This window comes from Kitasatospora sp. NPDC093550 (assembly GCF_044764985.1).
Taxonomy (GTDB): Bacteria; Actinomycetota; Actinomycetes; order Streptomycetales; family Streptomycetaceae; genus Kitasatospora.
The window spans coordinates 109,998-134,097 of record NZ_JBIWJF010000007.1; the positions used below are offsets into that span (position 1 = coordinate 109,998).

Sequence of the window (24,100 nt, forward strand, 5' to 3'; positions counted from 1 at the left end):
AAACGCTGCGGTACCGCTGCGACTCCCCCCGTCGGCCGCGCCGGGCGAACCTGGGCGGGGGCGCCTACCGCGCGCCCACCCACCCGGCCCCGGCCCCGGCCCCGGCCCCGGCCCTGAGGAACGGAGCCGACCATGGAACGGAACGACCGACCGACCGCACCCGCTCCGGGCCCTCCCGGCGGGGCGGCCCGACCCGTCCGGCCCGGACGACCGGCATGACCGGGCCGCGCCCGCACTGGCTGTTCGGCGACCAGCTCGGGCCGCACTTCCTCGTCCCGGGGGACGACGGCCCGGGTCCGGACGCCCCGGTGGTCATGATCGAGGCCCGCTCCGTGCTGCGCCGGCGGCGCTTCCACCGGGCCAAGGCCCACCTCGTCCTGTCCGCGATGCGCCACGCCGCGGACGCCCTCGGGGACCGGGTGCGCTACGTGCGCGCCGACACCTACCGGGAGGGCCTGGCCCGGGCGGTGGGCGGGCGCGAGGTGACGGTCCGCCACCCGACGTCGCGCGCGGCCCTCGCCCTGGTGAACGCCCTCCCCCGGGTCACGGTCCTGCCGCCGCGCGGCTTCCTCGTCCCCTTCGCCGACTTCCGCCGCTGGGCCGGCGAACCGGGCGAACGCCGCCTGCTGCTGGAGGACTTCTACCACCGGGTGCGCCGCGCCGAGCACCTGCTGCTGGAGCCGGACGGCAGCCCGGCCGGCGGCCGGTGGAACCTCGACCGGGACAATCGCGAACCCCCGCCCCGGGGCGCCACCACCCTGCCGGTCCCGCCGCCCTTCGAGCCCGAGGAGGACGGCATCGACGAACGCGTCCGGGCCGACCTGGACCGCTGGGAACGCGCCGGCGAGGTCGCGTTCGTCGGCCGGGACGGCCCGCGCCGCTTCGCCGCGACCCGGCCGGAGGCCGAACGGGCGCTCGCGCACTTCGTCGCCCACCGCCTGGCCGACTTCGGCCGCTACGAGGACGCCATGCTGCACGCCGACCCGTGGATGGCCCACAGCGCGCTCTCCGTCCCGCTCAACCTCGGCCTGCTCGACCCCGGCGAGTGCGTGCGCGCCGCCGAGGCCGCGTACCGGGCCGGGCGGGTGCCGCTCAACAGCGCCGAGGGCTTCGTGCGGCAGGTGGCCGGCTGGCGCGAGTACGTCTGGCAGCTCTACTGGCACCTGGGCGAGGACTACCGCCACGCCAACCGCCTCGGCCACCACGAGCCGCTGCCCGCCTGGTTCCGCGACCTCGACGCCGACGCCGTCACCGCCCGCTGCCTGGCCCGCGTCCTCGCCGAGGTCCGCGACCACGGCTGGGTCCACCACGTCCCCCGGCTGATGGTGCTCGGCAACTGGGCCCTGCAGCACGGCTGGGACCCGCGCGAGCTCACCGACTGGTTCCACCGGTGCTTCGTCGACGGCTACGACTGGGTGATGACCGCCAACGTCGTCGGCATGTCCCAGTTCGCCGACGGAGGACTGATCACCACCAAGCCCTACGCGGCGGGCGGTGCCTACCTCCACCGGATGGGCGACCACTGCGGCCCCTGCCGCTACCGTCCCACCGAACGCCTCGGCGATCGGGCCTGCCCGTTCACCACCGGCTACTGGGCCTTCGTCCACCGCCACCACGACCTGCTCGCCGCCAACCACCGCACCGCCCGGGCCGCCGCCGGCCTGCACCGCCTGACCGGCCTGCCCGAGCTCCTGGCCGCCGAACGCGCCCGCGGCCAGGCACCCCCGTGAACCGACGCCGCCCGTACCCGGCCGCCCGACGGCAGCCGACGGTGGCCCGGCGTCATCCGGACGGCGTAACCCGGCCCCCGGCGGCACCCGAGCGACGACGCCGCTCGGGTGCGGAAGAGCCGAACCCCGGGAGAATCGGGGGGTGGGGGCGGCCCCGGCTGCGCCGTAGGCGCTTACCTGAGAGGACCATGCCATGCCCGACTTCCACCCGAAGCACGACCACCTGATCGTCAAGCCGATCGGCGGGGCGGCCCCGCAGGACCCGGACCGGTGGAAGGGCGAGGTGGTGGCGGTGGGGCCCGGCCGGCCCCTGGGGAGCGGCAAGCCGCACCCGGTGGACGTCAAGGTCGGCGAGCGGATCCTCTTCAACCTGCGGGCCGGGTCGCCGTTCGAGGCGGACGGGGAGCAGTACGTCGAGCTCCCCGAGGACGAGGTCCTCGCGCTCTCCGCGGAGTAGCCGGCGACGGACCAGCGGCGCAGGAACACGGACGAGCCGCGACGCGAGACCCGGAGCACCGAGACCCCGAGCCCCCGACACCCCTGGAGAATCCCGCCATGACCGAACAGGCACCGGCCCGGATCGGCGTCACCGGCCTGGCCGTGATGGGCCGCAACCTGGCCCGGAACTTCGCCCGCCACGGACACCGCGTGGCCGTGCACAACCGCACCTGGGCACGGACCGCGGCGCTGCTGGAGGAGTTCGGGCACGAGGGCGACTTCGTGGCCGCCGAGACCACGGAGGCGTTCGTCGCGGCTCTGGAGCGCCCCCGACTGATCGTGATCATGGTCAAGGCCGGGGCGGCGACCGACGCGGTGATCGACGAACTGGTGCCGCTGCTCGACGAGGGCGACGTGGTCGTGGACGGCGGGAACGCGCACTTCCCCGACACCAGGCGGCGCGAGGCGGCCCTGCGGGAGCGCGGGCTGCACTTCGTGGGCAGCGGGATCTCCGGCGGCGAGCAGGGCGCGTTGGAGGGGCCGAGCATCATGCCCGGCGGCACTCCGGAGGCCTACCGGCTCCTGGGGCCGCTGCTGGAGGACATCGCGGCCAAGGTCGACGGCGAGCCCTGCTGCACCCACGTCGGTCCGGACGGCGCCGGCCACTTCGTCAAGATGGTCCACAACGGGATCGAGTACGCCGACATGCAGCTCATCGCCGAGGCGTACGACCTGCTGCGGCACGGCGGCGGGATGCAGCCCGCCGCGATCGCCGAGGTCTTCCGGGCCTGGAACGGCGGGCGCCTGGAGTCCTATCTGATCGAGATCACCGCCGACATCCTCGCCCACACCGACGCCGTCACCGGCAAGCCCTTCGTCGACGTCGTGCTGGACCAGGCCGAGCAGAAGGGCACCGGCCGCTGGACGGTGCAGAGCGCGCTGGACCTCGGCGTGCCCGTGAGCGGGATCGCCGAGGCCGTCTTCGCCCGCTCGCTCTCCGGCAGCGTGCCGCTGCGGCGGGCCGGCCGGGACCTGCCCGGCCCCACCGAGACCTGGCTCGACAGCGCGGCGGCGGACCGGTTCGCGGAGGACGTCGAACAGGCCCTGTACGCCTCCAAGATGGTGGCCTACGCGCAGGGCTTCAACCAGATCCAGGCCGGCAGCGCGGAGTACTCCTGGGACATCGACCCCGGCGCCATGGCCACCATCTGGCGCGGCGGCTGCATCATCAGGGCCCGTTTCCTGGACCGGATCAGGGCCGCCTACGAGGCGGACCGGGAACGCCCCACGCTGCTCACGGACGCGCACTTCCGGGAGGCGCTGGACTCCGCGCAGTCGGCCTGGCGGCGGGTCGTCTCGGCGGCGGTCCAACTGGGCGTGCCCGCCCCCGGCTTCGCCACCGCGCTCGCGTACTACGACGGCCTGCGGGCGGGGCGCCTGCCGGCCGCGCTGGTGCAGGGCCAGCGGGACTTCTTCGGCGCGCACACGTACCACCGGGTCGACCGGGACGGGACCTTCCACACCCGCTGGGAGCTCCCGGACCGTCCGGAGGAGCAGCGCTGACGGAGCGCGGCGCCCGGCTCCCGTTGCCGCGCGACCGGCTGCCGAGGACACTGAACGCTGTGACCGACGTGCGCGAGACCCTTGACTACCAGACCTTCGGCCGGGCGGTGCGCGAACTCGCGCAGACGATCGCCGACAGCGGGTACGAACCCGACCTCATCCTGAGCATCGCCCGCGGCGGCGTGTTCGTGGCCGGCGGTCTGGCGTACGCGCTGGACTGCAAGAACGTCCACCTGGTGAACGTCGAGTTCTACACGGGCGTGGGCACCACCCTCGACATGCCCGTCATGCTGGCGCCCGTCCCCCAGGCGGTCGACTTCACCAGCAAGAAGGTCCTGATCGCCGACGACGTCGCCGACACCGGCAAGACGCTGAAGCTGGTGCACGACTTCTGCCTCGACCACGTCGCCGAGGTGCGGTCCGCCGTCATCTACGAGAAGTCGCACTCCCTGGTGCAGTGCGAGTACGTGTGGAAGCGGACCGACGACTGGATCGAGTTCCCGTGGTCGACGGACGGACCGGTCGTCACCCGCGCGGGCCAGGTGCTCGACGCCTGATCGCCCCCGGAACCACCGGCCCCGCCGCCCGGGCGCGCCCGAAATCCGTGGCCGAGCTCACGCTGATCACACCGCACCCGGACGCGTACACCGTCGGCGAGCACGGCTGACGCTGGGTCATGTGAGTCGTGACGCCGCTGGGCAGGCGCCGGGGCCGCCGCGGGGGTGTCGGCGCACCGGGCTATCCTTCCCGGCACCGCACATCGACCGTGAGGATCATCCGTGGTGACCGGCCTGTCCGCCTTCCCGCTCCCCTTCCAGAACACCTCTTCCCCGGCGTTCGCGACGCCCCGGACGTTGCGGGAACTGCAGATGATGCAGTGCAGTGCCCAGCTGCGCGCCAAGCCCGGGTGGTTCGACAAGATGAACGACGCCGACATCGCCGCCCGGTGGACCCGGGAGGCGCTGGCGCAGGGCATGACCGAGGCTCAGGTGCGCTACGTCCTCGCCGAGCTGGGACACTACGCCGCCCTGCGGGACGCGCGCACCGGCATCGAGGTCTCCGCGGTCGACGGCGTCTGGCAGTCGGACAGCCTCGTCGACGAGCAGCTCAGGAACCGGCTGCGCGAGGCGGTCCGCGTCCTGGAAGAGGTACCCGAAGCGGCGCGGGACTGGCACCCCGGATCCGACGGCCAGGTGCTGGACCTCGTCCATCCCTCCCTGTTCTGCCTCGTGAGGGAGGCGAGCGGAGGGCCCGAGCAGGCGTGGCGGAACCCGACCAACCACTACGCGAAGTACGAGTTCTCGGAGCGGTTCCAGTGGCTGCCCACCGAGGTCGACGTCAGCGAGGACGGAGCCGTCGCCTTCCGCTCGTACGTCAACAACGTCCACCCCGAGGAGCACCGCGCGCTGGATTCCGTCCTGCCGGATCTGTTCGCGCGCCTGCTCCCCCTGTTCGAGAACGTGCTCACCGATCTGCGGCACCCGCGGCCCCTGCGGATCGAGGCCGACTCCTCCGGGTGGTACGACTCCGAACCGGAGTACCCGCTCAAGTCGTCCTACCCCGACGACGCCGCCTACCGTGAGGCCCGCTACGCGTGGGAGGACGCGTACGAGGAGTGGCTCGAGAACCGCCGCCCCACCGTCCCGGACGCCCCGGACTTCCGTGCGCCCGCCCTGCCCGACGCGTCCGCCCGCGTCGACCTGCGCGGCCGCCGCCTCCAGGTCATCGTCAAGCTGGCCACCGTCCACCTCACCCCGGACCAGCCCGAGTACGCCGGCGGTTCCTGGCACGTCGAGGGCATGCTGAACGAGCGCATCGTCTCGACCGGCATCTACTACTGGGACAGCGAGAACATCACCGAGAGCCGGCTGGGATTCCGTGCCGCTCTCGACGACCCGCGCTACGAACAGAACGACCACACCGGGGTGCGCGAGGTCTACGGGATCGAGGACGAGGACGCCCTGAACCAGGTGCTGGGCTCGGTACCCACCCCGGGCGGCCGCTGCCTGGCCTTTCCCAACGTCCTTCAGCACCGCGTGGACGCCTTCCGCCTCGCGGACCCGACCCGCCCGGGTCACCGCAAGATCCTCGCGTTCTTCCTCGTCGACCCGACGCAGCGGATCGTCTCGACCGCCGACGTACCGCCGCAACAGCCTTGGGCCGACACCACGACCATGACGCTGGAGGAGGCCAGGGCGTACCGCGTGGAGCTCATGCAGGAAAGGAAGTTCTTCGCGGACGAGCACAACGGGCAGCTCTACGAACGCGAGTTCTCCCTCTGCGAGCACTGAACCACCGGAGCAGGGAGCACTACCCGGTGAAGATGCCGAGGGCGTTGGGGACCGGCCGTTCCCGGCCGTGGTCGAGGTGGTTGCGCACGGTGGGATCGCCCGTGCCGGGATCGCGGGTGACGAGTGTCGCGGAGGCGCCGCCGTCCAGGTAGACACCCTCCGGGCAGCCGAGATCGGCCACCGTACGGGCGAGTTCCGTCAGGGTCAGACCGGTGGAGGTGCCCTCGCGCCCGTCCGTGGACAACAGCGTCAGCACCCGCCCACCGGCCGCGAGACCGACCGCGCTGCGCGGCTCGGCGACGGTCGCGTCCACCCCGGCGAGCGCGTGCCCGCCCCGCAGGAGGCGGTGGGCGCCCAGGGCGAACGCGAAGGGCACCGCCTCGCTCGACACGAGGCGGTAGTCCACCGCGACCGGCGCCCCGAGGGGCAGGCCCGCGAGCGCGTGGGCGCCGGCCTCGCGGCCGAGCAGCACGGTGCTCCCTGCCTCGATCGGACCGGTGCCGGGTGTCGCGGCGACCGCCGCCACCTGGCCATCGCGGATCGTCACCTCCGTGGTCTCCGTGGTGCACGGCGCCTTTCGCGCCTCGTCGCTCCCGCACGCGGCGCGGGCCCGGGAGACCTCTCCCCACGCGGAGGTGAACACGCCGATCGAACCGACCGGGAGCGCGTACTGGTTCAGCCCGCCCAGCGGCCAGGATCCGGCCGTCGTCCGCAGCCGGCCCCGCAGCTCCAGGCGTCCGATCCGCGCCACCCCGTCCACGCCGACCCCGAGCACGTCCTCGACCGTGTCGCCCGGCGGCGGCCGCCAGCCGAACCGCTGCGCCTCCGGGACCGCCGCCTTCAACGGCCGGCCCCGGTACACGGCCGGCCCGGAGGCGGCCCCGGTGGCCTGGACACCCGGGTGCTGATCCTCGGTGATGTCGAAGAAGTCCCCGTTCACGGCCGCCACCGCCCCGCGGGCGGCGGCCAGCCGGGTCAGCGGCGCCCGGGCGGCCACCGCGCCGGGGAAGAGCAGGTCCGCCCGCACACCCGCCGTCCGCAGGTCGGCGCGGACGGCGTACACCCTGGCGGTGCCTCGGGTGGTACGCACCGTCAGTTCCCGGTACGCCACCCCGGGAGCGAGCACCTCCCAGCCCTCCGGAGCCCCGGCGGCCCCGGCGGGCGAGACGAGCGGACCGGCCGGGGCGAGGGCCAACACCAGGGCGACCACACAGCGCAGGGCAGTTCTCACGCCTGCCATGCTGACGGCCGGCCCGCCGGCTCCGCCGGACCGCCGTCGGCGCGTCGCGCGTCAGCGGTCGTCGGATCGTCGGGTGGTCGGGTGATCGGGTCGTCATCGTTGTCCGGTCGTCCGGTCGTCACCGTTGTCCGGGGGCCTTCCTGGTCTCGTCACCGTCCTGTCACGCCCGACCGCTCGGGGAACCAGCGCCGGAACAGTGGTGTGTATCGGGCAGGTGCCGACGCCGGGTCGGCTCCACTCCATCCTCCGAGGGGGCGTCATGCAGGACATGCGGTACGGAACGAAGGCCCGAAGAGCCGCGGTCGTGGCGGTCTCGGCCGCCGCGGTCGCCCTGCTCGCCACGGCGTGCGGGCCCGGGAACGACGAGCCGTCGGGGGGCGGCGGGACGGCGGCGACCGCGGCACCGACGGTGGCGGCCACCGCCACGGCCGTGCCGAGCGCCAAGTCACCGGCCCCCACCAAGGCCGGCACCCCGTCCACGGGAGCGGCCACCTCCGCCGCCCCGTCCGGCGGACCGACGAGCAGCGGCGCGGCGGCGCCGACCTGCGCGCCCGCCGAGCTGAAGGTGGATGCCCACCAGGCCAAGTCGCGCCCCGAGGGCACCGGCCTGGGAGCGGCGATCGTCGCGTTCACCAACGCCTCCACCCACCCGTGCACGCTCCAGGGCTTCCCCACGGTGGCCGGAGCGGCCAACGGCTCCCCGGACCACAACGCGCCGCTCGCCGTGACCCACACCGGCACCGCCGCCCCCGTCCACCTGGCCCCGGGCGGGAAGGCCTGGCTCAAGCTGACCTTCGTCCAGGTCCAGGGCGAGGCCGACGGCTACTGCGTCTCCGGGGCCACCCCGGTGGCCTACCCCACCCTCGTCCTGGGCCTGCCCGGCGGCGCGGGCGCCCACCAAGTGGCCCTGGACGACGGCCTGTTCGCCGAGTGCGACAACAAGGTGACCACCACCGCGCTGCTGGCCACCAGCCCGTCCTGACGAAGCACCCGGCCGGGGTCGGCGGTCAGGCCCACCGGGCATGCCCGCCGGGCACCGCCGCCGCCGCGCGACCGCCGGCCCGCTTCCTCACGGGCGTGTAGGGTGCGCTGTCATGGCCGACGACTGGCGGGACGACAGGATCGGGAGCGCCCTGAACGGCACCAATCCCACGGTGCTCCGGCGACTTGACGCCGGCTTCGCGGTGATCGGCGACGTGCAGTTCCTGCCGGGGTATTCCGTCCTGCTGGTGGACGAGCGCGGTGTGGAGCGGCTGTCCGAACTCCCCCGGAGCAAGCGGACGGCGTTCCTGGCGGACATGGACCGCCTGGGCGAGGCGGTGGAGCGGGCCTGCCGGCGGCTCGACCCGGAGTTCCGCCGCGTGAACCTGGAGATCCTCGGCAACAAGGACGCCTTCCTGCACGCCCACGTGTGGCCCCGGTTCGCGTGGGAGAGCGCGGATCGCGTCCGTCACCCGGTGTGGCGGTACCCCCCGGAGAACTGGCACGATCCCGCGCACGCGCTCGGCCCGCAGCACGACACCCTGCGCGACGCGATCGGCCACGAACTCGACGCCAGTGCCGGGTACTGACGTCGCCGGGCATGGGCTCGGCCTGGGCGGGGTGGCGGTGCACCTGTCGTGACGTGCCTCCGGCCGGGTCCGTCCCCTGCGCGGACCCGGCCGGTGGCCCATCGGGCGGGTGTGGGACGTGGGCGCCGACCGGGTGTGCGGGCGGGTGTGCCTGTCCTGTGCCGTGGGGGTCGAGCCTAGGGAGGGGCGGCTTACCGATGGCTTACCGATCCGTGTGCGGTCGGTACGGCGGTGGTGAGGCCGGGCAGGGTGGTGGTCAGGACCCGTACGGCGGGCCGTCGCCGGGACCGGCTATCGGGGTGTCGCTCAGCTCGCGGGCCTCGGCGAGTGCGCGTGCGGCCGAGTCCGGCAGGCCGGCGGCCTGGTAGGCGCGGCCGAGGGCGCGGAGCGCCGCGGCGAGGAAGGAGCGCCAGCCGCGGGCGCGCCACACCAGGACGGATTCCTCCAGGTGCGCGATGGCCGAGGCGTGGTTCCCGGCGGCGAGGTCCAGTTCGCCGAGGATGCCGAGGGCTTGGGCGAGGTGGTGGCCCAGGTCGAAGCGCCGGGCGATGGCCAGGGCGGCGTCCGCGGTCTCGCGGGCGCGGTCGTCGCCGGTGGCCGCGTACACGGTGGCCAGGTAGAGCAGCGAGAACGCCTCCAGGTAGCGGTCGTCGAGGCAGCGGGCCATGGCGAGCGAGCGGGTGAGGAGCTCGCCGGCCCGTTCCACCTGGCCGGCGCGGCCGTGGGCGGCGCCCAGGAACTGGATCGCGGTCGCCTCGAAGCGGGTGTTGCCGATCATCCGGGCCAGCCGGAGGGTCTCGGTGAGGTGCTCGATCGTGCGGTCGAGGTCGGTCTCCCCGTGGGCGATGGCGATGATCTGGTGGGCGCGGGCCTGGCCGCCCGGGTGGTCGTGGGCGGTGGCGAGGTCGAGGGCGCGGTGGGCGGCGTCCAGGGCTTCCTGTTCGCGGCCCTGGGCGACCAGGCTCCAGGCGGCGAGGACGAGGGCGTCGGCGGTCCCGCGGGGCTCCCGGACGAGTTCGAACTGGCGCTGCAGGTGCCGGGCGCGGTCCTCCAGGGCGACCATCGTCTGGGTGCCGTCCGGCAGGTCGGACGTGGTCGAGCCGTCGGCCGGCGTGGTCCAGGTGGTGACCTCGATGAGGCCGCGGGTGAGCACGGCCGTGCCGAGGGCGTCGCCGACCGTCCGGCAGGCCTGCAGGGCGGCCTGGTGGGTGGTGCGCCAGTCGTCGTACAGGCCGCGGACGTCGCAGTACTTCTCCTGGCAGGCGGCGAGGTCCCAGGCCAGCGGCACCAGGCGCAGCGCGGCGGCCTGCCGGGCACTCGCGTTCAGGGCCGGCTGCTCGGCGTCGAACCAGGCCGTCGGGTCGTCCAGCAGCGCCGCGGTGACGGCGGACGGCAGCGGGTGGCGGCGCGCGGGGCCGTGGATCGGCGCGAGGCAGGGCCCGGGCACCTGGTCGGCCGCCTGCTCGGCCAGCCAGAGCCAGGCGCCGAAGGCCCGTTCCAGCGCGGCGGTGCGGGCGGGCGGTTCGTCGGCGGCCTCGGCGTGCTCGCGCGCGTAGAGCCGGACGAGGTCGTGGAAGCGGTAGCGCAGGTGCGGCTCCGTGCCGGTCTCCTGGAGGAGTTGGGCGTCGATCAGCTCCTCCAGCTGCCGTTCGGCCTGCTCCGGCGGGATGTCGGCGATCGCGGCCGCGGCCCAGGGGGCGAAGTCGGGTGCGTCGAGCAGGCCGAGCAGCCGGAACATGCGGCGGGTCGGCTCGGACAGCCGGGCGTAGCCGACGGCGAAGCCGGCCCGGACGGCGAGGTTGCCCGCCGCCAGTTCGTCGAGCCGTCGCCGTTCGTCGCGCAGCAGGTGGGCGAGGCGGGCGAGGGTCCAGCGGGGGCGGGCGGCCAGCCGGGCCCCGGCGATGCGGACGGCCAGCGGCATGCCGCCGCACAGGTCGACGATCTGGGCGGCGGCGACCGGTTCGGCGGCGACGCGCTGGTCGCCGAGGATGCGGCGCAGCAGGGTCCGGGCGTGCGGGGCGTCGAGTTCGTGGAGGTCGATGAGCCGGGCGCCGGGCACGGCGGTGAGCGGGGTGCGGCTGGTGACGAGGACGGCGGCGCCGCCGGTCGTGTGGGTCGGGGTGCCCGGGAGCAGGGGGCCGATCTGCTGCTCGTCGGCGGCGTTGTCGAGGAGGACGAGCGTACGGCGGTCGGCGAGCAGGGTGCGGTACAGCGCGGACCGCTCGTCCAGGGAGGCGGGGATCTCCCGGGGGTCGGCGCCGAGGGCGCGCAGGAAGGCGGCCAGGACGCGGGCGGGGTCGGCGGGAGCCTCGTCCACGCCGCGCAGGTCCGCGTAGAGCCGGCCGTCCGGGTAGTCGGCGGCGGCGCGGTGGGCGGTGTGGACGGCCAGCGCCGTCTTGCCGATGCCGCCCATGCCGGCGATCACCGGCACCCGGCCGGCGGCCAGGGTGTCCAGGACGAGCCGCACCTGCGCGTCACGGCCGGTGAAGTCGGGGAGGTCTCGCGGGAGTTGGGAGGGCACCCGGGACCGTCCGGGGTCGGTGCGGGTTCTCTCGCAGTCCTGGGCCAGCAGCGCCAGGAAGACGTTCTGCACCTGCTCGCCGGGCTCGATCCCGAGTTCTTCGGACAGCCGTCGGCGCAGCGACTGGAAGCGGCGCAGCGCCTCGGCCGCCCGGCCGTCCGCCGCGAGCAGCTCCAGCAGGGCGGCGTGCAGGGGTTCGTCGTACGGGTGGTCCTCGGCGAGCGCCTCCAGCGCGGGAACGACGGCCCGGGGCCCTCCGGCGGTCCAGGCTGCTCCGGCGGTCCAGGCTGCTCCGGCGACCCGGGGGGCCCCGGCGCCCGCGCGCCCTCCGCCGGACAGGGCGGCCAGGGCGGCCTGGGCGAGGGCCAGCGCCGCGGTGCGCACCTCGCCCTCCACGGACGTCACCAGCGGGTCCTCCCGGTTCACCCGCTCCAGCCCGGCGAGCACCGGCCCGCGCCGCAGCGCGATCGCGGCGGCCCGGTCCCCGGCGGCGAGGAGCCGGCGGAACCGGCCGAGGTCCACCGTGTCCGGGCCGGTGACCAGCCGGTACCCCTGCGCGTCGGACTCCAGCACCACCGTCCCGTCCCCGAACCCTCCGAGCCAGGTGCGCAGCCGCGACATCCCGGTGTGCACCGCGCCCCGGCCGATCCGGTCCGCCTGCTCGGCCCAGACGAGGTCCAGCAGCCGCCCGACGGGCAGTCGCTCCCCCTCCGCGAGCAGCAGGGCCCCGAGCAGCCCGCGCAGCACGGTCGCCCTCGGCAGCGCCTGCGGCACGGAGTCCACGGCGACCGTCAGGGGCCCCAGCAGCCCGAACGTCATCTTCATCCGCTTCAGCCCCCAGAGGTCACGGCTCGACCATGACACTAGTACGGGCACTGATCGGCGGTCTCCGATCCTCCGCATACGGCCGACGGAAGCGGCCGACGATCACCGGGGCGCCGGGGGCGCGGCCGGTCGCGGGGGCGGTCAGGCGAGCAGGCGGAGCCAGGCCGCGGCGAGCACGGCGTGGCCGGCCGGGGTGGGGTGGACACCGTCGGCGGCCCAGTGTTCCGGGGTGGTGGTCGCGGCGAGTTCGGCGAACATGCCGTCGGCGGCGATCAGGTGCGCGCCGTAGGTGCGGGCGAGGGTGCGGACGGCCTGGATCTTCGGGTCGAGGTCGGTGCGCCAGGCCGCGCGCTCGCGCTCGCCGATGCGCACGGCGTCGCCGGCCTCGACGACGCCGTGGATCGGCAGGAGGAAGGGCTCGATGAGGATCAGTTCGGTTCCCGCCTCGGCGAGGGGTGCGAGGAGGCGGTCGTAGCCGGCCTCGAACTCCTCGGCGGGGATCACGCGTCCGTCCGGGTCGAGGGTGTGCGAGCCCGCGTCGTTGACGCCGACGAGGATCGACAGCACGTCCGGGCGGGCGTCGAGGACGTCGGTCTGCCAGCGGGCTTCGAGGTCGCTCACCTTGTCGCCCGCGCGTGCGGTGTTCAACCAGGTGACGGGCCGGTCCGGGTGCCGGCGCGCCCACTCGCCGGCGATGCGCGGCGGGTAGCCGAAGCCGAGGCCGTCCGCGCTCTCCAGCCGCAGGCCGTCGGTGATCGAGTCGCCGGTGAACATCACGGTGCTTCCCGGCCGGAGGGTGATCGTCATGCGTGCTCCTTGGACGCGGGTGAGAGGGGTGGGCGGACCTCTCGAAGGGTGCCCGGTCCCACCGTCGGCACACTGACGGACACCGGCGTCCCGCTGACGAGCCGCTGCCGGGCGACGCACACGGACAAGGACACGGACTCCGGTACGGCGGTGATGTGCCGTCGGGCTCCGGCGGTTCCGGGCGGGCGGGACCCCCGGGTCAGGGAGCGAGGAGTCCCTGGTCCGCCGCGTAGTCCGCGAGGCCGTCCGGGGTGTGGCCGGCCCAGCCGAGGTAGCCGTCGGGGCGGACGAGGAAGACGCCGGTGCCGTACGCCTCGTAGGCCGGGATGCGGACCACGGGCGCGGTGAGGGCGGGCAGCGGGGCGTCGGTGCCGACGGTGAGCAGGGTCCAGTGCGGGCCTCGGAAGGCGTCGAAGAGGCGGGTGCCGCCGCGGCGGCCGTCCGGGGCGCGGTCGCCGGCGCGCAGCGCGTCCCCGGGGAGGTCCGGGCGGGTGTCCACGGCGAGCGAGGACCGGCGGTAGCCGAGGCCGAGCTGCTGGGTCCCCCGGCCGCGGCGCTCCTCGCCGCGGTGGACGCGGGTCGACAGGGCGAGCATCGCGGCGGCGTTGGCGCGGCGCTCCTCCTCGTAGGTGTCGAGGAGGGACTCCCCCGCTCGTCCGGCGAGGACGGCGGCGAGCTTCCAGGCCAGGTTGTAGGCGTCCTGCACGCTGGTGTTCAGGCCCTGGGCGCCGGCCGGCGAGTGGACGTGGGCGGCGTCACCGGCGAGGAGGACCCGGCCGGCACGGAAGCGGTCGGCGAGCGCGGCGCGGGGGCGGAACTCGGAGATCCAGCGCAGCTCGGTGACCTGTTCGGCGGTCAGGTGGGAGCGGGCGGCCACCACCGTGCGCAGGCCGTCGAGGGTGGGGTCGACGGGCGTGCCCTCGGGGAACTGCGCGACGAGCTGGAAGTCCTCGGTTCCGCCCATCGGGCAGATCGCGAGCAGGCCCTCGTCGGCGGGGAACACGTGCCAGTGCTCCCGGCCCAGCCCGGTGATCCGGACATCCGCGACCAGCATCGGGGCCGGGTCGACGGTCTCGCCCGTCATGCCGATGCCGAGCAGCCGGCGGACCGTCGACCGCCCGCCGTCCGCGGCGACGAGGTAGCGCGCCCGGACCGGGGCGCCGGTGGCGAACTCGGCGGTCACGCCCTGCTCGTCCTGGGCCAGGCCGACCAGCTCGCGGCCGAAGGCGACCTCGCCGCCGAGCTCGCGCAGCCGCCCGTAGAGGATCTGCTGGGTGCGCCACTGGGGGACCATCAGCGTCTCGGTGTACGGCTCGGCCTCGGAGGGCTCGGTCGGGTCGTAGAGGGTGCGCTCGCCCTGGGGCTGGCCGTCCTTCCAGAACAGGTTGGGCGGGTAGTGGCCCGCGACCGCACGGATCCGGTCGAGCACGCCGAAGTCGTCGAGGACCTCCAGGGTGCGCGGCTGCAGGCCCTTGCCGCGCGAGCCGGGGAAGAGCTCCGGGCCGCGCTCGACGGGCAGGGCGGCGACGCCGTGCCGGGCGAGGTCGAGTGCGAGGGCGAGGCCGGTGGGCCCGGCGCCGATGATCAGGACGTCCGTGTGCGTGCCGTGAGAGGTCACGACAACCCCCTTAACGTTGTTAAGCAGTCGTTGCCGGAAGCGTGCACTTAACGGCGTTAAACTGTCAAGCGTGACCCCGCAGAGAACCCCCAAGCTCGACCGCGCCCAGGTCGTCGACGCCGCGCTCCGCCTGCTCGACCGGGTCGGCCTCGACGGCCTCACCCTCCGCGCCATCGCCGCCGAGCTGGACGTCAAGGCACCCGCGCTGTACTGGCACTTCAAGGACAAGCAGGCGCTGCTGGACGAGATGGCGACCGAGATGATGCGCCGGATGACCGCCCGGACGGCCACGACGGAGAACGACCGGTCCGGGCACGGCGGCGACTGGCGGGACCTGTACCTGACGACCATGCGCACCCTGCGCGCCGAGCTGCTGCGCCACCGCGACGGCGCGAAGGTCTACAGCGGCGCCCGGTTCACCGACACCTCGTACGCGGCCGGCCTGGACGCCTCGCTGCGGATGCTCACCGAGGCCGGCTTCACGCTGGCGGCCGCCACCCGGGCCTGGTACACGGCGTACAGCTACACCATCGGCTACGTCGTCGAGGAGCAGGCGATGGCCCCGAACCCCTTCGACGGCGGCGCGGGCTACGACGTCGAGGCCCGCGCCGAGCGCCTGGCCGCCCACCCGCTGGCGGCCGAGGCCGGCCGGGTGATGTTCCAGGACTTCGACGAGGGCTTCGAGCAGGGCCTGGCGGCGGTACTCGCCGGTGTCGAAGCCACGCTGCTCCGCTGACCCGACGGCCCGCAGACCACCGCCCCGAGCCCCGGAGCAGCGGTCGAGGCGTCACGCGCCCGGGGCGCGCCCGGCCACGAGGAGTGCCACCCCGGGCGAGCAGGGCCCGGTACTGCGCGAGGGTGGGTCTCGGGCCCCGGGGAGCGTGACCGGTCCGGGGTGCGGGGCCAGCGGCCTCGGCCGTACAACGGAGGGACGCGGACGTTGCGCGTTCGGCGTTCGGCGTTCGGCGAGGGTGGAGGAGGTGAAGGGCCATGGGCCTGCCCCTGGCGGCCGGGCATGTGCTGGTCCGGCTCGGTGACGGGCCGCAGGAGGCGGCGGAGGCGGTGCTCGACGCGCTGGAGGCCGCCTTCCCGACGCACACCGGGCGCGGGCGGACCCGGATCGGCAACGTCTGGGAGGACCCGTCGACCGTGACCCCGGAGGGCACCTGGGTGGTCGCCGAAGCCCAGCCCGACGGCCCCGAGGCCATCACCGCGCCCGGCCCGTCGGTGGGCCTCTCGCAGACCTTCGACGCGCACGGGGCGGGCGCACCGGGGCAGCCGACCGCCCTCGCGGGCGAGGTCGGCGCCGAGCTGCTCGGCCGGTCCGAGGACGTGGCGCGGATCCTGCACGCGCTCGCCGGCCTCGGCCTGGTCGTCGAGGAGGGCCGCGAGGAGCAGGGCCCCCAGCTGGCCGTACGGCTGCGTCTCGGGCCGCGCCGGTAGCGGGCGTGTGCGGCGCGACCCGGCGGGTAGACGCGCAGCGCAGCAGACCGGCTACTCCGCTCGGGGGACACCATGGTCGTACAGCGCAAACCAGGCTTCCAGCGCGGCGCCCGTCGCCGCGCGGGCGAGCGCCATGACTTCCCGCACGCGCCGCGGGGCCCCGGCCGGACGATGCCGCAGCTGCGCCCGCAGGACACGGTCCGCCGGGGCACCGAGCCGGTCACCGCCCGCTCGGACCTGGAGCTGCGACGGGTGCTCTCGCGGGTCTTCCTCGTCCTGTTCGTCTGCGGGGCGGCGGCGTTCGCCGTCCTGGCCGCGCTGGCCGCCCCCGGCCCGGCGCCGAACCAGGGCACCTACGCCTTCTTCGCCGCCGTGTGCGCCGGGTTCGCGGCCGTCGCCGCGCTGGACCTGGGGGTGGTCCGGCGACGGCTGGCCGCGGGGCAGGGGCGGCGCCCGCTCACCCGGTCGGCCCACCGGGATCGGGCCGGTCGGCCAGTGCGGCCAGACGGCGACGGGCGGGATTGAGCGAGCGGCCGCGCCGGGGGACGTCCCGCCAGGGATCGTCCTTCAGGAGCCGGTCACCGGTGGCCAGGGTCCAGCGCCGCGCGGTGAGGTCCGGGTCGTCCAGGTCGGCCCAGGACACCGGCGCCGCGACGGGCGCACCCGGCCGGGCCCGTACGGCGTACGGGGCGACGGCGGTCTGCGCGTAGGCGTTGCGCTGGACGTCCAGGTAGAGCCGCCCCCGCCGGGACCGCTTCCTGGCCTCGGTGGTGAGCCGGTCGGGGTGACGGGCGACCAGCAGGTCGGCGAGCTCGCGGGCGAAGGCGCGGACCTCGTCGAAGCCGTCCCGGCGGTCCAGCGGCACGAGGACGTGCAGGCCGCGCGACCCGGTGGTCATGACGGCGGACGGCAGCTCCAGCTCGTCCAGCAGCGCGTGCAGCAGCCGGGCGGCCTCGCGGACCGGGGCGAAGTCCTCGCCGGGCGGGTCGAGGTCGAAGACCAGCCGGTCGGGGTGGTCGGGGCGGTCGGCCCGGGAGAGGAAGCGGTGCGGGGTGATCACCGCCTGGCCCGCCAGGTAGAGCAGGGTGGCGGTGTCGTCGCAGACGGCGTAGGTGACGGTGCCGTCCTCCTTGGGCAGTTCGACCCGGTGGACCCACTCCGGGAAGTGGCCGGGGACGTCCTTCTGCAGGAAGCCGGAGCGGTCCACGCCGTCCGGGTGGCGCTCCAGCATCAGCGGTCGGCCGCGCAGCTGCGGCAGCATCCGGCGCGCGACGCTCCGGTAGTACGCGGCCAGGTCCGCCTTGGTGATGCCGTCCTCGGGGAACAGCACCTTGTCGGGCCGGCTCAGCTCGACCGTCCGGCCGCCGACGCGGAGTTCCCCGGTCCTGGTCATCGGCTGTCCCCGGAGGGCTCGTCCGCCCGTCCTCGCGGGGGCGCGGCGCCGCCCGCCCCGGTCTGCTTCAGCGTGTGCCCGCTGCGCACCGAGCGTGCCCGGGCGGGGTCGGGCGCGCCGCCCGCGCCCGCGCTCGTGTCGGCGCGCTTGACCAGCAGCCAGGCCTCGCGTTCCCCGCCGCGGCCGTCCCGGATGCGGGTCAGCGAGTAGCCGCCGTGCAGCTTGTGCCCGTGCAGCCGGAAGGAGGCGTGGCCCCCGGCCAGCGCGTCGGCGAAGGCGAGCTCGCGGCCGGAGCGGTCGGTGGAGAGGTTCCGGTAGGTGCCCTCGTCCCAGACGATCACCGTGCCGGCGCCGTACTCCCCCGCGGCGATGACACCCTCGAACTCGCGGTACTCCAGCGGGTGGTCCTCGGTGGGCACGGCGAGCCGCTTGTCCTGCGGATCGTGGGACGGGCCCTTGGGGACGGCCCAGGACTTCAGCACGCCGTCGACCTCCAGCCGGAAGTCGAAGTGCATCGCCGTCGCGTCGTGGATCTGCACCACGAAGGAGGGCCACCGCGTGGACGGCCGTTCGCCGGGCCGCCCCTCGGGTTCGGCCGTCTTCGCGAAGTCCCGTCGGCGGTGGTACTCGGTGAGCTTGTCCTTCACGAGGGTGTCCCTTCCGCCGGCGACAACCATCCCACCGGGTCTGGCCCGGTGGCCGTTCCGCAGGCCCCGGGGTTGCAATGGACTGACCGAGCCCCCAGCGATCCGGAGGTAGTGCCGTGTACGAGATGTGGGCCGAGCACGACCCGGCGGTGTCCCCGCCCGCCGTGGTGTGGCACGTGGTGGCGAAGGACGATGCGACGTCCTCGCTGTGCGGGCGGTTCCTGGAGCCGTCCCAGCGCGTCGTCCCGGCGGGGGACGACGCGGACGGGGCCGGGCCGGACCGTTACTGCGATCCCTGCCTGGTCACCGTGCGCGAGGCCCTGGCGGCCAGCGCCCGGTAACGCTCCGTTACGCCCCCCACACCCCACCCACCGCGTACGTCGTCCTCGTCGTCCTCGTCGTCCTCGTCGTCCTTGGCACGAACGCCGCTCTCGTCGACCTCGCCGCGCTCGTGCCGGGCGGAGAACACCCGGCACGACACGCTCGCCCGTCACGGCAGCGGTACGGCCAGCAGGCACGGGTGCAGACTGCCGGCCCCCGGGGACGCGAGGACGGTGGCCACCCCGCCACTGATCTCCACCCGGAGTCCGCCGTCCGCGCTCTCCCAGACGAAGCCTCCGTCGGGTCCCACGGATTGCGTCTGGTGCACGACGACGACGTCCGGTGGAGCGTGGCCGCCGATCGGGCCGGGGAGCGTCACCGCGTAGCGGCGCGTGAGGCTTCTCATGACCGCCTCCTTCTCCCACCCTCTGTCATCGATTCTCCTCCCGCACCAGGCCGCTTGTACACGGACGGCCTGCCGCGCCCGGGCACCCGGCGGTCACCGGTGGTGACCGGGCAACGGGCGGATCCGGCTCGGCGTTTGCCCCGTCCGGGCACGGCTACACGCACCCGGTGGACAGTACGCGGAGGCGATCCCATGACCATGCAGGACACCGGCCGGAACGGCCGCGTCGGCCACCGCCGGGCCGGCCGGCGGGAGTCGCCCGAGGAGCGGGCGGACCGGCGCTGGAGCGACCTGCTCCAGGAGGTGCGGGTCGCCCAGACCGGTTCCCAGGTGCTCTTCGGCTTCCTGCTGAGCGTGGTCTTCATGCCCCGGTTCACCCAGCTCGCCGACTTCGACCAGGGGCTGTACGTGGCCACCGTCATCCTCGGCGCACTCGCCACCGGCTCGCTGACCGCCCCGGTCGCCTACCACCGGATCTTCGCCGGGCGTCGGCTCAAGCCCCAACTGGTCGACGCCGCCGCCCGGTTGGTGGCGATCGGCCTGATCCTGCTGGCACTGACCATCGGCTCGGCGCTGCTGCTCCTACTCAGGGTCGCGACCGACGACTCCGCCTCCTCCGGCTGGATCGCGGGTGCGGTGATGCTCTGGTTCGCAGCTTCCTGGCTGCTCCTCCCGGTCCTGCACCTGCGCCGGCACAACGGGCGGAGCGGCCCGCCCTCCGCCGAACCCGGGGCGGCCGGCGCGGACCCGCCCGCCGGGCCCCGCGCGGTGACCGGCCCGCCCGCCCGCGACCCACCGAGGTGACCCGGGCACGGACCGCACCCACCGCGAGCGGTGGGTGTACGAAGACCTCCGGCCGGAGAGACGCTGAGGTCAGGACTGCCACCCGGGAGGCTTCCATGGACAGCACGGTCACCATCGGCCGCCGTACCGCAGGGTCCGCACGGTGAGGAGCCGGTGAGCCCCCGCCCCGAGGGTGATCGGCCCGGTTCCGCCGGGCCGGACCGTCGCGCCGTGCCGCTCGGCAGTCGCCGTCCCCGGGTCGCCGGGCGGCGCGGCGGCCCGGCGGCGCCGGCCGGGAGCCGGGCACCCTCCGCCGAACGGGTGCCCTCCGGGCTGCGGACGGCCGCCGGGTACGCCTGGCGGCTGGGCCTGCTGGGCATCGGCGCCTACCTGGCCGTCGAGGTCCTCACCCGACTCGAACTGCCGGTCATCGCGGTGTTCGTGGCGCTGGTCATCACCTCGGTGCTGCGGCCGGTGGTCGACCTGCTGGCGAAGGTGATGCCGCGCTCGTTGGCCGTCCTGCTCTCCTTCCTCTGCACCATCGTGGTCATCGGCGGGGTCCTGGCCCTGGTCGGCACCACCGTCGCCGACGAATGGAGCCAACTCAGCAACGAGCTGCGCGGCGGCCTCGGCCGGATCGACCGCTGGCTGACCGGCTCGCCCTTCCACCTGCGGCCCGGCACCGTCACCGACCTGCGCGCCAAGATCGGCGACTTCATCGCCGCCCACCGCTCGACGCTGGTCAACACCGCGCTCAGCGGCGCCGGGCGCGCCGTCGAACTGGTCACCGGGCTCGCGCTCGCGGTGTTCTGCTCGGTGTTCTTCCTGCACTCCGGCGACCGGATGTGGTGCTGGGCGCAGCGGCAACTGCCGGCCCGCAGCCGCCCGGCCTGGGACCGCGCCGGGCGGGCGGCCTGGCGCACCTTCGCGGGCTACACCCGGGGCGTGCTGATCGTGGCGGCGACCAACGCCGTCCTGGTCGGCATCGCCCTGGCGATCCTGCGGGTGCCGCTGGTCCTGCCGCTGATGGTGCTGGAGTTCGTGGCGGCGCTGGTCCCGCTGATCGGCTCCCCGATCGCCCTGGCCATCGCCTCCCTCGTCGCCCTGGCGGCGCGCGGACCGGTGGTCGCCCTGCTGGTGCTCGCCCTGATCGTGATCATCGGCCAGATCGAGGGCCACCTGCTGCACCCGCTGGTGCTCGGCTGGTCGGTACGGCTCCATCCGGTGGCCGTCGCCCTGTCGGTGACGGGCGGCGCCGTGCTGGGCGGTGTGCTGGGCGCGGTGGTGGCGGTGCCGGTGGTGTCGGTCGCCTGGGCGGTGATCGGCGAACTGCGCGAAATGCGCGAGCAGCGCGGCCACCACGGGCCGCGCGGGAGCTCACGGGGTGATCCCCCGGCGGCGGGCGAGCAGTCGCGCCGCCGCGAGGGCGAGCGTCGGCGCCCAGACCAGGCCGAAGGCGGCCAGGACGGGCGATGAGTGCGCGGTGGCGCTGACCATCAGCAGGCCCAGGGACAGGGCCAGCAGGACGGACAGCACCGCTCCCGGCACCCGGAGGGTCGCTCTCAGCAGACCGCCCACCACCCAGCGGGGGCCGCGCCGCATGGTGCGCAGGGCGCGGTCCAAGCGGCCGTCCGCCCGTAGGTCATCCTCGATCTCCGCCAGGATCAGCAACTCCCGACGCGAGAGCCCCGGCCCGTCCATCGCCGCCACCTCCGGTCCCCGGTGAGGCGGTTGCCCAGCCGGGGGCGGCCGTAACCTCCGGGCGCGCGGCCCCGGCTCGGCGCGGCCCTGGTCTGCGGGGGCCGGCTCGGTGGGGGCCGGCTCGGCGGGGGCTCTGGTCTGCGGGGGCCGGCACGGTGGGGGCCCTGGTCGGTGGGGCCCTTCTGGTGTCAGGGCTCGACCGGCGTGGGCCCCGGGTCCGCCGAGGCGGTGAGTCGCCTGGCCCGGATCGCGTCGGCCGGGGCCTCGAAGACGACGGCGATCCCGTCGCGTTCGTTGCCCTGCTCACCGACGCGGGTGAACCCGAAGCCGGCGATGGTGGCCAGGGAGGCGGTGTTGTCAGGGCTGATCCTGGCCCGCACGGTCCTGACACCGGGTTCGGCGGCGGCTCTTTCGAGCAGCGCGGTCAGCATGGCACGGGCGTAGCCCTGGCGGCGGTACCCGGGCACCACGGTGTAGCCGACCTCAACCGTGCCGGCCCCGTCCGGCGGCCCGTGGAACCCGGCGTCGCCGACGACGACCCCGTCCGGTTCGGACACCGCGGCCCGCGTGATCCAGGGCGCGGCCGACGGGTCCTCGGCGAGCCGGCCGGCCCGGTAGCCGAAGATCCAGCGGGCCCGGTCGCTGACGAAGTGCGGGTCGAGGGCGACTCCGGCCTCGGCGCTGCCGCCGGCGAGATCGCCGTCGGCGAGCGCCCGCAGCGCCTTCTCACTGAGCTCGACGAAGCGGACGCGTCGGGGGGCGGGGTGGGGTTCGGTGTTCATCGCGGAGATGCTCGCCCGGCGGCCGGGGGGCTGTCCAACGCTTTACGGCCCCTCATCGGGCCTGGCCCGCCGAGCCGCCCGCGGAGCCCCGCCATAAGCCCGCATTATCGAATCTTGCCGATCTTGAGCGTTGATGGCCCGGTCGCACACCTGAATGATCGCCAGAGGCCGAAGCCGGACGGCCGGCGACGGCGGGGCTGCCGCACCACCCGGCTCGTCGTCCTGACCAGGCGGCCAACCGGCTTCTCCCGTACGCCCGCAGTCGAAACACATCAAGAAGGAACGAACGTGAAGGTACTTGTGCTGGGTTCCACCGGCTACGTCGGATCGGCGGTGGTGCGGAAGCTGACGGCGGACGGCCACCGGGTGGTCCACTTCGTGCGGGACACGGGCCGGCTCCCGCCCGGGGCGGACGTGCGGGTGGGCGACCTGGCCGACCCGTCCTCGCTGCGGGCCGCCGTGACCGACGACATCGACGCCGTCCTGAACCTGGCCACCCCGACCGGCGACGAGGCCGTGGACACGGCCGCCGTGGACGCGCTGACCAGACCGCTGCGCGGCAGCGGCCGGGCGTTCGTCTACACCAGCGGCGTCTGGGTGCTCGGCGCCACCGGCGACCGGGCGGCCGACGAGGCGGCGCCGGTGAACGCCATCCCCATCGTCGGCTACCGCCCGCGGATCGAGCAGCGGGTGCTGGCGAGCGCCGAGGACAACGTGCGGGCCGTCGTCCTGCGGCCCGGCATCGTGTACGGCCACGGCGGCGGCATCCCCGGCCTGATGACCGGCTGGGCGCGCGAGCACGGCACCGGCCGCTACGTCGGCCCGGTCACCACCCGCTGGCCGATGGTGCACGTCGACGACCTCGCCGAGCTGTACGCCCTGGCCCTGACCAAGGCCGAACCCGGCAGCGTGCTGCACGGCGTCGCCCACGAGGCGGTGCCCGTCGCCGCCCTGGCAGCGGCCGCCGACCTCGCCGCCGGCGGCACCGGCCGGGCCGAACCCTGGGCGGTGGAGCAGGCCGCCGAGGCCGTGGGCGTCCCGTTCGCCGAAGCCCTGGCCCTGCACCAGGTCGTCTCCGGCCGCCGCGCCGTCACCGAACTCGGCTGGAACCCCACCCGCCCCCACCCCCTCACCGACCTCACCGACACCACCGACCTCGTCGACGCCACCGGAGGCGACCGTGCCTGAACCCCTGGCCACCACCCTGCCCATCTGCCGCACCTGCGGCACCCAGTACGCCGCCCCGCGCCCCGACTGCCCGGTGTGCCTCGACGAACGGCAGTACGTCGGACACGACGGCCAGCAGTGGACCAGCCTCGCCGAACTGCGGGAGGAAGGCCACCAGGGCCGCTTCGAGGAACAGGGGCCCGGCGTCCTCGGCATCGGCTGCACCCCCGACTTCGCCATCGGCCAACGCGCCCTCCTGCTGCGCACGCCCGCCGGCAACGTGCTGTGGGACTGCGTCCCCTACCTCGACGACGCCATGATCCGCGAGGTGGAGGCCCTCGGCGGCATCACCGCGATCGCGATCAGCCACCCGCACTTCTACTCCGCCATGGTCGACTGGGCCCACGCCTTCGACGCCCCCGTGTACCTGCACGAGGCGGACCGCCAGTGGGTCGGGCGCCCCGATCCCGCCCTGCGCTTCTGGAACGGCCGGACCCACCGGCTCACCGACGACCTGACACTGATCAACCCGGGCATCCACTTCCCCGGCAGCACCGTGATGCACGACCGCACCGGCGGCGGCGCGCTGTTCACCGGCGACGTCGTCAACGTCGGCCCCGACCCCCGCTGGGTCAGCATCATGTACAGCTACGCCAACCACATCCCCGAACGGCCCAGCGCCGTCCGGGCCGCCGCCGAACTCCTCGGCGGCTACCGCTTCGAACGGATCTACGGCGCCTGGTGGAACCGCGTCGTCCCCACCGGCGGCAACGAGGTCCTGACCCGCTCGGTCGACCGCTACCTGCGGTTCGAAGAGGCACCGCCCCTGGGAGCCGGCGTCTGACGACGGCGG

24 protein-coding genes are annotated in these 24,100 nt (G+C 74.9%); 15 read left to right on the plus strand and 9 right to left on the minus strand.

Annotated elements, in window-relative coordinates:
- Window positions 1–215: 215 nt before the first annotated feature.
- The 5 genes from ACIRD3_RS13325 to ACIRD3_RS13345 all read left to right on the plus strand — a co-directional run bounded on the left by ACIRD3_RS13325 (window position 216) and on the right by ACIRD3_RS13345 (window position 6,022).
- On the plus strand, window positions 216–1,730 hold the full coding sequence (locus ACIRD3_RS13325) for a cryptochrome/photolyase family protein (RefSeq protein WP_402214949.1): 1,515 nt from the start codon (window positions 216–218) through the stop codon (window positions 1,728–1,730).
- Between the two features lie 193 nt (window positions 1,731–1,923).
- On the plus strand, window positions 1,924–2,187 hold the full coding sequence (locus ACIRD3_RS13330) for a co-chaperone GroES (RefSeq protein ID WP_402214951.1): 264 nt from the start codon (window positions 1,924–1,926) through the stop codon (window positions 2,185–2,187).
- Window positions 2,188–2,285: 98 nt separating this feature from the next.
- Window positions 2,286–3,731, plus strand: a complete 1,446-nt coding sequence (gene gndA / locus ACIRD3_RS13335; RefSeq protein ID WP_402214953.1) for an NADP-dependent phosphogluconate dehydrogenase — start codon at window positions 2,286–2,288, stop codon at window positions 3,729–3,731.
- 59 nt (window positions 3,732–3,790) lie between these two features.
- Entirely contained in the window at window positions 3,791–4,288 is a 498-nt protein-coding gene (locus ACIRD3_RS13340) for a phosphoribosyltransferase (RefSeq protein WP_402214954.1), read from the plus strand.
- 225 nt (window positions 4,289–4,513) lie between these two features.
- Complete coding sequence (locus ACIRD3_RS13345; protein ID WP_402214956.1) at window positions 4,514–6,022, plus strand: DUF4246 domain-containing protein; 1,509 nt, start codon at window positions 4,514–4,516, stop codon at window positions 6,020–6,022.
- 19 nt (window positions 6,023–6,041) lie between these two features.
- Here the strand turns inward: ACIRD3_RS13345 and ACIRD3_RS13350 are convergent, their stop codons facing one another.
- A complete protein-coding gene (locus ACIRD3_RS13350) occupies window positions 6,042–7,262 on the minus strand; it encodes a phosphodiester glycosidase family protein (protein ID WP_402214958.1) in 1,221 nt (406 codons plus the stop codon).
- 259 nt (window positions 7,263–7,521) lie between these two features.
- Between ACIRD3_RS13350 and ACIRD3_RS13355 the strand changes: the two genes are divergently transcribed.
- Window positions 7,522–8,244, plus strand: coding sequence for a DUF4232 domain-containing protein (locus tag ACIRD3_RS13355; protein WP_402214960.1), 723 nt, complete (start codon window positions 7,522–7,524; stop codon window positions 8,242–8,244).
- A gap of 112 nt (window positions 8,245–8,356) precedes the next feature.
- A complete protein-coding gene (locus ACIRD3_RS13360; RefSeq protein WP_402214962.1) occupies window positions 8,357–8,833 on the plus strand; it encodes a diadenosine tetraphosphate hydrolase in 477 nt (158 codons plus the stop codon).
- Window positions 8,834–9,089: 256 nt separating this feature from the next.
- Here the strand turns inward: ACIRD3_RS13360 and ACIRD3_RS13365 are convergent, their stop codons facing one another.
- From ACIRD3_RS13365 to ACIRD3_RS13375, 3 genes are all read right to left on the minus strand, one after another.
- Entirely contained in the window at window positions 9,090–12,179 is a 3,090-nt protein-coding gene (locus tag ACIRD3_RS13365; protein ID WP_402214963.1) for an ATP-binding protein, read from the minus strand.
- A 141-nt stretch (window positions 12,180–12,320) separates the two neighbouring features.
- Entirely contained in the window at window positions 12,321–12,986 is a 666-nt protein-coding gene (locus ACIRD3_RS13370; RefSeq protein ID WP_402214964.1) for an SGNH/GDSL hydrolase family protein, read from the minus strand.
- 199 nt (window positions 12,987–13,185) lie between these two features.
- Window positions 13,186–14,604 (minus strand): FAD-dependent monooxygenase, encoded by a 1,419-nt coding sequence (locus tag ACIRD3_RS13375; protein ID WP_402214966.1) that lies wholly within the window; start codon window positions 14,602–14,604, stop codon window positions 13,186–13,188.
- Between the two features lie 70 nt (window positions 14,605–14,674).
- On the opposite strand from ACIRD3_RS13375, the gene ACIRD3_RS13380 reads away from it, so the two are divergent.
- The 3 genes from ACIRD3_RS13380 (at window position 14,675) to ACIRD3_RS13390 (ending at window position 16,572) form a co-directional block, all read left to right on the plus strand.
- The gene (locus ACIRD3_RS13380; protein WP_402214969.1) at window positions 14,675–15,340 is read left to right on the plus strand and encodes a TetR/AcrR family transcriptional regulator C-terminal domain-containing protein; all 666 of its coding nucleotides are present in this window, start codon (window positions 14,675–14,677) and stop codon (window positions 15,338–15,340) included.
- A gap of 254 nt (window positions 15,341–15,594) precedes the next feature.
- Entirely contained in the window at window positions 15,595–16,047 is a 453-nt protein-coding gene (locus ACIRD3_RS13385) for a hypothetical protein (protein ID WP_402214971.1), read from the plus strand.
- A 72-nt stretch (window positions 16,048–16,119) separates the two neighbouring features.
- Entirely contained in the window at window positions 16,120–16,572 is a 453-nt protein-coding gene (locus tag ACIRD3_RS13390) for a DUF6343 family protein (protein WP_402214974.1), read from the plus strand.
- Here ACIRD3_RS13390 and ligD read toward each other — a convergent pair.
- Both ligD and ACIRD3_RS13400 read right to left on the minus strand, forming a co-directional pair.
- On the minus strand, window positions 16,505–17,440 hold the full coding sequence (gene ligD / locus ACIRD3_RS13395; protein WP_402214977.1) for a non-homologous end-joining DNA ligase: 936 nt from the start codon (window positions 17,438–17,440) through the stop codon (window positions 16,505–16,507). The two genes, ACIRD3_RS13390 and ligD, sit on opposite strands and share 68 nt — an antisense overlap.
- Complete coding sequence (locus tag ACIRD3_RS13400) at window positions 17,437–18,087, minus strand: DNA polymerase ligase N-terminal domain-containing protein (RefSeq protein WP_402214980.1); 651 nt, start codon at window positions 18,085–18,087, stop codon at window positions 17,437–17,439. Before ACIRD3_RS13400 ends, ligD begins: the two co-directional genes overlap by 4 nt.
- Window positions 18,088–18,203: 116 nt before the next feature.
- Here ACIRD3_RS13400 and ACIRD3_RS13405 point away from each other — a divergent pair, with 116 nt between their 5' ends.
- Window positions 18,204–18,428 (plus strand): hypothetical protein, encoded by a 225-nt coding sequence (locus ACIRD3_RS13405; RefSeq protein ID WP_402214983.1) that lies wholly within the window; start codon window positions 18,204–18,206, stop codon window positions 18,426–18,428.
- Between the two features lie 149 nt (window positions 18,429–18,577).
- On the opposite strand, the gene ACIRD3_RS13410 is transcribed toward ACIRD3_RS13405, so the two are convergent.
- Complete coding sequence (locus ACIRD3_RS13410) at window positions 18,578–18,814, minus strand: DUF6296 family protein (RefSeq protein ID WP_402214986.1); 237 nt, start codon at window positions 18,812–18,814, stop codon at window positions 18,578–18,580.
- Window positions 18,815–19,006: 192 nt separating this feature from the next.
- On the opposite strand from ACIRD3_RS13410, the gene ACIRD3_RS13415 reads away from it, so the two are divergent.
- Together ACIRD3_RS13415 and ACIRD3_RS13420 are read left to right on the plus strand one after the other, a co-directional pair.
- A complete protein-coding gene (locus ACIRD3_RS13415; RefSeq protein ID WP_402214989.1) occupies window positions 19,007–19,618 on the plus strand; it encodes a DUF6328 family protein in 612 nt (203 codons plus the stop codon).
- 210 nt (window positions 19,619–19,828) lie between these two features.
- Window positions 19,829–21,073, plus strand: coding sequence for an AI-2E family transporter (locus ACIRD3_RS13420; protein WP_402214992.1), 1,245 nt, complete (start codon window positions 19,829–19,831; stop codon window positions 21,071–21,073).
- Here ACIRD3_RS13420 and ACIRD3_RS13425 read toward each other — a convergent pair.
- Window positions 20,975–21,298: a hypothetical protein gene (locus tag ACIRD3_RS13425; protein WP_402214995.1), complete on the minus strand. Its 324-nt coding sequence runs from the start codon at window positions 21,296–21,298 to the stop codon at window positions 20,975–20,977. The genes ACIRD3_RS13420 and ACIRD3_RS13425 overlap by 99 nt on opposite strands.
- A gap of 188 nt (window positions 21,299–21,486) precedes the next feature.
- Window positions 21,487–22,080 (minus strand): GNAT family N-acetyltransferase, encoded by a 594-nt coding sequence (locus tag ACIRD3_RS13430; RefSeq protein WP_402214998.1) that lies wholly within the window; start codon window positions 22,078–22,080, stop codon window positions 21,487–21,489.
- 288 nt (window positions 22,081–22,368) lie between these two features.
- Here ACIRD3_RS13430 and ACIRD3_RS13435 point away from each other — a divergent pair, with 288 nt between their 5' ends.
- Both ACIRD3_RS13435 and ACIRD3_RS13440 read left to right on the plus strand, forming a co-directional pair.
- Complete coding sequence (locus ACIRD3_RS13435) at window positions 22,369–23,268, plus strand: NAD-dependent epimerase/dehydratase family protein (RefSeq protein WP_402215001.1); 900 nt, start codon at window positions 22,369–22,371, stop codon at window positions 23,266–23,268.
- On the plus strand, window positions 23,261–24,091 hold the full coding sequence (locus tag ACIRD3_RS13440; protein WP_402215003.1) for an MBL fold metallo-hydrolase: 831 nt from the start codon (window positions 23,261–23,263) through the stop codon (window positions 24,089–24,091). Before ACIRD3_RS13435 ends, ACIRD3_RS13440 begins: the two co-directional genes overlap by 8 nt.
- Window positions 24,092–24,100 lie beyond the last annotated feature (9 nt).

Excerpts from the sequence above, each read along its gene's own strand:
- ACIRD3_RS13325 (WP_402214949.1), top strand. The coding sequence starts at position 216 with ATGACCGGGCCGCGCCCGCACTGGCTGTTCGGCGACCAGCTCGGGCCG.
- ACIRD3_RS13330 (WP_402214951.1), top strand. The coding sequence starts at position 1,924 with ATGCCCGACTTCCACCCGAAGCACGACCACCTGATCGTCAAGCCGATC.
- gndA (WP_402214953.1), top strand. The coding sequence starts at position 2,286 with ATGACCGAACAGGCACCGGCCCGGATCGGCGTCACCGGCCTGGCCGTG.
- ACIRD3_RS13350 (WP_402214958.1), bottom strand. The coding sequence starts at position 7,262 with ATGGCAGGCGTGAGAACTGCCCTGCGCTGTGTGGTCGCCCTGGTGTTG.
- ACIRD3_RS13355 (WP_402214960.1), top strand. The coding sequence starts at position 7,522 with ATGCAGGACATGCGGTACGGAACGAAGGCCCGAAGAGCCGCGGTCGTG.
- ACIRD3_RS13360 (WP_402214962.1), top strand. The coding sequence starts at position 8,357 with ATGGCCGACGACTGGCGGGACGACAGGATCGGGAGCGCCCTGAACGGC.
- ACIRD3_RS13365 (WP_402214963.1), bottom strand. The coding sequence starts at position 12,179 with ATGAAGATGACGTTCGGGCTGCTGGGGCCCCTGACGGTCGCCGTGGAC.
- ACIRD3_RS13370 (WP_402214964.1), bottom strand. The coding sequence starts at position 12,986 with ATGACGATCACCCTCCGGCCGGGAAGCACCGTGATGTTCACCGGCGAC.
- ACIRD3_RS13385 (WP_402214971.1), top strand. The coding sequence starts at position 15,595 with ATGGGCCTGCCCCTGGCGGCCGGGCATGTGCTGGTCCGGCTCGGTGAC.
- ACIRD3_RS13390 (WP_402214974.1), top strand. The coding sequence starts at position 16,120 with ATGGTCGTACAGCGCAAACCAGGCTTCCAGCGCGGCGCCCGTCGCCGC.
- ligD (WP_402214977.1), bottom strand. The coding sequence starts at position 17,440 with ATGACCAGGACCGGGGAACTCCGCGTCGGCGGCCGGACGGTCGAGCTG.
- ACIRD3_RS13410 (WP_402214986.1), bottom strand. The coding sequence starts at position 18,814 with ATGAGAAGCCTCACGCGCCGCTACGCGGTGACGCTCCCCGGCCCGATC.
- ACIRD3_RS13415 (WP_402214989.1), top strand. The coding sequence starts at position 19,007 with ATGACCATGCAGGACACCGGCCGGAACGGCCGCGTCGGCCACCGCCGG.
- ACIRD3_RS13425 (WP_402214995.1), bottom strand. The coding sequence starts at position 21,298 with ATGGACGGGCCGGGGCTCTCGCGTCGGGAGTTGCTGATCCTGGCGGAG.
- ACIRD3_RS13430 (WP_402214998.1), bottom strand. The coding sequence starts at position 22,080 with ATGAACACCGAACCCCACCCCGCCCCCCGACGCGTCCGCTTCGTCGAG.